Raw genomic sequence first — 4,504 nt, 5'->3', positions numbered from 1 at the left:
GCCGTCTGGCCGCAGGTCGGCGGTGGCCATGCTCATCGATACGTCAAAGGCCATCACGAGGCCGGCACCGCCGCGCGCGGGAAGAGGTTCGCCCGGCATTTGCGGGCGGGCGGCGGCAGTTACCAGCAACAGCCAGGCGAGGGCGGCGATCCACGCCGGGGCGCGCATGGCCGGCAGGTGCGCAGGCGTATCGGGTAATTGGGGCAGGCGCAGCGCCGCGCCTTGTCCAGCCGGCGGCAGCAGCAGGCGCGCGGCCCACGGCAGCGGCAACGCAAGGAACAGCCAGGGCCAGGCAAAACTCATCGCGGGTTCTCCCGCAGCCACTGACGCACCGCTTCGACCAGCGCGCGCGTGTCCGCGCTGCCGGACGCGCGATAGGGCAGGCTTTCGAGCACCGTGCCCGCGCCTGCCGTAAAGGTATTGCCGCCACCGTGCGCGTCGAGGAACGCGAGCCAGGCACTGCCCGTCAAGCCTTCCACGCCCGCTTGCGGAAAACAGCCTGCCGCATAGCGGCGCAGCAGCTGCGACAGGCCGCGCGCGAGATGCACCGCGTCGTTGTCGCGGGCATGCGCGGCTTCGAGTACCGACAGGGCGCGCAGCGCATGGCGCAATCGCCGGTAACGCACCCGCCTGAACAGCAGCCAGGCGGCGACGGCAATGACGACAGAGGCAAGCACCCACACCTCCGGCATCGCCCACCACGCGGGTTCGGGAGGAAGGTGGATATCGCGCAGCGCGTCGAGGGCTTGCGGGTTCATGGCGAACCGGCCAGCAGGCGCAGCACGCAAGCCGGGTCTTCTTCGGTGGACAGTGCCAGCAGGCGGATGCGTGGATGGTGGGCAAGCTTGTCCAGCAGCGCGCGACGCGCCGCGAACGGCGCCAGCCAGGCAGTGCGGCTGGCATCGCTGCGCAAGTCCAGCACCGTGCCGCGCGTGCCGTCGCTGACCGGAAAGAGGCCCTGCGGCGGCGCCGACTCGAACACGTCGCTGACCTGCACCAGCGCGACGTCGTTGCGCAGCGACAGCGCGGTGATCGCCTGCGCAAGCGCATCGTCCAGGGACTGGAAATCGCTGACCAGGATGCAGATGCCGCCGGGACGCACCGTGCTTGCCATCGCCGGCAAGGCGGTGGCCAGCGAGGATTGCGCGTCGGGCGTTGCGGCGGACATGTCGGCGAGCTGGCGCAGCAAGGCGAGCGCGCCCTGGTGCCGGCCCTGCGGACGCACCTCGCGGTGCCCGCTGCCGAACACGATCCCGCCCACGCGGTCGCCGTTTTCCACCGCCTGCCACGCGAGCAGCGCGGCGGCGCGCGCCGCGGTCACTGATTTGAAAGCGACGCGGGTGCCGAAGCGCATGCTCGGGCCAAGGTCCACAAGCAGGTGCACCGGGCGCTCATGCTCTTCGCGGAACAGTTTGGTAAAGGGCACGCCGCGCCGCGCGGTCTGCCGCCAGTCGATGCTGCGCACATCGTCGCCCGCGCGATAGGGACGGGATTCGGCGAATTCCATGCCGCGGTTGAGCTTGCCCGGCGCGCGTCCTCCAGGCACGCCGGCAGATGCGGCAGGCGGCCGGATGCGCCGGCCGTGCACCTGCGTGCGCAGCGCCACCAGGTCCGCCAGCGCTGCCATGCAGCCTTCCGTGCCATCCCCTGCGTTCACGGCACGCGCACCTTCTGCAGCAAGGTCGCCGCCAGCCTGTCCACCGTCATGCCGGCGGCCTGCGCCTCGTAGGTAAGCAGCACGCGATGGCGAAGCACGTCGGGCGCCACCTGCTGGATGTCTTCCGGCGAGACGTAATCCCGTCCCGCCAGCCAGGCGCGGGCGCGGGCGCAGCGTTCCAGCGCGATCGTGCCGCGCGGGCTGGCGCCATAGCGCACCGTCCCGGCCAGGGACGCATCCACGCTGTCCGGCCGGCGCGTGGCTTCGGCCAGGCGCACGATGTAGTCTTCCAGCTCGTCGGCGACATGCAGGTCGAGCACCGCCTGCCGCGCCGCGAAGACCTGCTCGCGGCTGGCGCACGGCTCGGCCGGCATGTCGGCGCCGCGCCGCGCATCCCTGCGTGCCAGCGCGAGGATGCCGCGTTCCGTCGACGCATCCGGATAATCGACCTGCACCTGCATCAGGAAGCGGTCCAGCTGCGCTTCCGGCAGCGGATAGGTGCCTTCGTGCTCGATCGGGTTCTGCGTGGCCATCACCATGAACAGCGGCGGCATCGCATAGGTTTCGCGCCCGATGGTGACTTGCCGCTCCGCCATCGCTTCCAGCAGCGCCGACTGCACCTTGGCCGGCGCGCGATTGATTTCATCGGCCAGCACCAGTTCATGGAAGAGCGGCCCGCGCTCGAAATGGAAACTGCCGTCCTGCGGGCGGAACACCTCGGTGCCGGTCAGGTCGGCCGGCAGCAGGTCAGGCGTGAACTGCAGGCGGTGGAAGCTGCCCTCGACGAGCGCCGCCAGCACCTTGATGGCACGCGTTTTCGCCAGGCCGGGCGGCCCTTCCAGCAGAAGGTGGCCGTCCGCCAGCAAAGCGATCAGCAGGCGCTCGGTGAGATGTCCCTGGCCCAGCACCTCCCTGTCAAGGGAGGCGCGCAGGTTGTGGAAGGTTTGATGCAGGTTCATGGCAAGACTCGACTACACGATGGCGGAATGCCGCCATCTACATTACATCAGCATGTCCGGCGCCAGCGTCGATACACCGGTCAGCGTCACTTCTTCATGCATTTGCATCTGCATGGGCAGAGGAACCGGGTTGGTTTGCGTGACGGAGAGGCGGTAGGTACCTGTTGCGGTGGTGCTGCCTGCGCCGTTGTCCGCCTGGATGAAGTACGTGCCGGTGACCGTCGGGATGAATCCGGTCACTACGCCTTCGCCCAAGCCGCCGTCCTGCGTGGTGCCGGCCTGCACCACGCCCGAAATGTCGCGGATACCGTTGATGTAGGTATCGCTCAGCGTCAGCGAGGCATCACTCGTCGTGCCCTGCATGCGGATCGTGTAGGTGTAGCCTCCCGTCAGTTCCACTGCCCACCAGTCGGTGTCCGCGCCGGTTTCGATCCCGCCTACGACAGAGGAACCGACAGCGATCGGGAGCGCCGTTCCATTGGTATTTCCTGGTTCCATTTCCGCGATGAATTGGTAGGTACCCGTCGTACCGGTAACACCTTGAGCGACGACGTAGAAATCACCGGTCGCGGTGGCCGTATAGCGGTACCAGTAATCCGTCGGCAGGTCGAGCGTACCGGAGGAGGTTACACCAGTGCCCCCCGAGTTCTGCATCGTCAGGTTCGAATTGGTCAGCGTGCCGGCGCCATTGCTGGATACCATCTTGAACAGGTAGGTGTTGCCGTTCACCAGGGAGACCTTGTAATAATCGACGTCGGCGGCGTCATCGATGGATGCATTGGTCGTGGTGCCGATGGCAACCGGCAGCGCCTTCGCACGCGAGCCGCCCGCCTCGACTTCCGCATACAGGCGATAGGTGCCGGCGATGGCGCCCACGCCGCGCGCATCGAGGTAGTAGTCGCCGGAGGTGGTCGGATCCCAGCGGAAGAGGTAGTCCGAGCCCGTGGCGTTGGTTGCCGTCGCGGTCTGCAGGGCGTCCGATGCGTTGCGCACCTGCAGCAGCGAATCGGTGAGCGTGCCGACGCCGCCGCTGGATACCATCCTGAAGGTATAGCTCTTGGTGTTGTCGACAGTCACCTTGTAGTAATCGATATCGGCGGTGTCATCGATGGCGGCGTCGAGAATGGTGCCCATGGCGATGGGCAATGCCTTCGCGATGTTGCTGCCCGCTTCCACTTCGGCGGAAATGCGGTAGGTGCCCGCATTGGCGCCGGTGCCCATCGCTTCAAGATAGTAGTCGCCCGATGTGCCGGGCTCCCACCGGAAGAAATAGTCGGCGGTGGTCGCGTAGGAGCCGGTGGCGCCCTGGATGACGTTCGACAGGTTGCGCACGTTCATGAACGTATCGCTTAGCGTGCCGACGCCACCGGTCACCGTCATCTTGAACGAATAGCTCTTGGTGTTGTCGACCGTGATGCGGTAGTAGTCGGTGTCGGTGAAGTCGTCGATGGTATCCATCGCACTGCTACCCATCGCCAGCGTTTTGTAGTTGCTGGTGTTGGTGCCGGTCTCTTCCATTGCCACGAGGCTGTAGGTGCCGTAATTGGCGCCGGTGCCCTTGGCCTCGATGAAGTAGTCGGCAGCGGTGCCGATCCAGCGCAGGCTGAAGTCCGTGGTCGTCGACAGCGTGCCGGTCGGCGTCACGATGTTGTTGGACAGGTCGCGCAGGGAAATATCCGTGTCGGAAAGCGTGCCGGCGCCGCCGCTGACGATCATCTTCATCACATAGCTCTTGCCTGCGCCGAGGGTGATGCGGAAGTAGTCGGTATCCGTGGTGTCGTCGATGTTGTCGGTGACGGTGTCGCCGACCGCCATCGTGCGGTAGTTGGTCGTGTTGGTACCGGTTTCCGTGGTTGCGAGCAGCTGGTAGGTACCTGCGTTGGCGCCG

General features: G+C 66.7%; 5 protein-coding genes. All 5 read right to left on the bottom strand.

The window, feature by feature from the left end:
• The coding region (locus AYR66_RS23305) for a vWA domain-containing protein (protein ID WP_474647541.1) at nucleotides 1–303 on the bottom strand (303 nt) is incomplete at its 3' end.
• Complete coding sequence (locus AYR66_RS23300; protein ID WP_088709493.1) at nucleotides 300–758, bottom strand: DUF4381 domain-containing protein; 459 nt, start codon at nucleotides 756–758, stop codon at nucleotides 300–302. The genes AYR66_RS23300 and AYR66_RS23305, both read right to left, overlap by 4 nt.
• On the bottom strand, nucleotides 755–1,627 hold the full coding sequence (locus AYR66_RS23295) for a DUF58 domain-containing protein (RefSeq protein ID WP_088709492.1): 873 nt from the start codon (nucleotides 1,625–1,627) through the stop codon (nucleotides 755–757). The genes AYR66_RS23300 and AYR66_RS23295 overlap by 4 nt, the downstream gene beginning before the upstream one ends.
• A gap of 26 nt (nucleotides 1,628–1,653) precedes the next feature.
• Nucleotides 1,654–2,616 (bottom strand): AAA family ATPase, encoded by a 963-nt coding sequence (locus AYR66_RS23290; protein ID WP_088709491.1) that lies wholly within the window; start codon nucleotides 2,614–2,616, stop codon nucleotides 1,654–1,656.
• A 42-nt stretch (nucleotides 2,617–2,658) separates the two neighbouring features.
• A partial coding sequence (locus AYR66_RS23285; RefSeq protein WP_206047255.1) for a hypothetical protein occupies nucleotides 2,659–4,504 on the bottom strand: 1,846 nt, incomplete at its 5' end.

It is taken from the genome of Noviherbaspirillum denitrificans (assembly GCF_002211445.1).
Taxonomy (GTDB): Bacteria; Pseudomonadota; Gammaproteobacteria; order Burkholderiales; family Burkholderiaceae_D; genus Noviherbaspirillum; species Noviherbaspirillum denitrificans.
The sequence above is the reverse complement of the archived record's forward strand: the minus strand, read 5'-3'. Positions and strand labels throughout refer to the sequence as shown.

Bases quoted from the DNA above. Each gene is read 5' to 3' on its own strand.
- AYR66_RS23300 (WP_088709493.1), bottom strand. From the start codon at position 758: ATGAACCCGCAAGCCCTCGACGCGCTGCGCGATATCCACCTTCCTCCC.
- AYR66_RS23295 (WP_088709492.1), bottom strand. From the start codon at position 1,627: ATGGCAGCGCTGGCGGACCTGGTGGCGCTGCGCACGCAGGTGCACGGC.
- AYR66_RS23290 (WP_088709491.1), bottom strand. From the start codon at position 2,616: ATGAACCTGCATCAAACCTTCCACAACCTGCGCGCCTCCCTTGACAGG.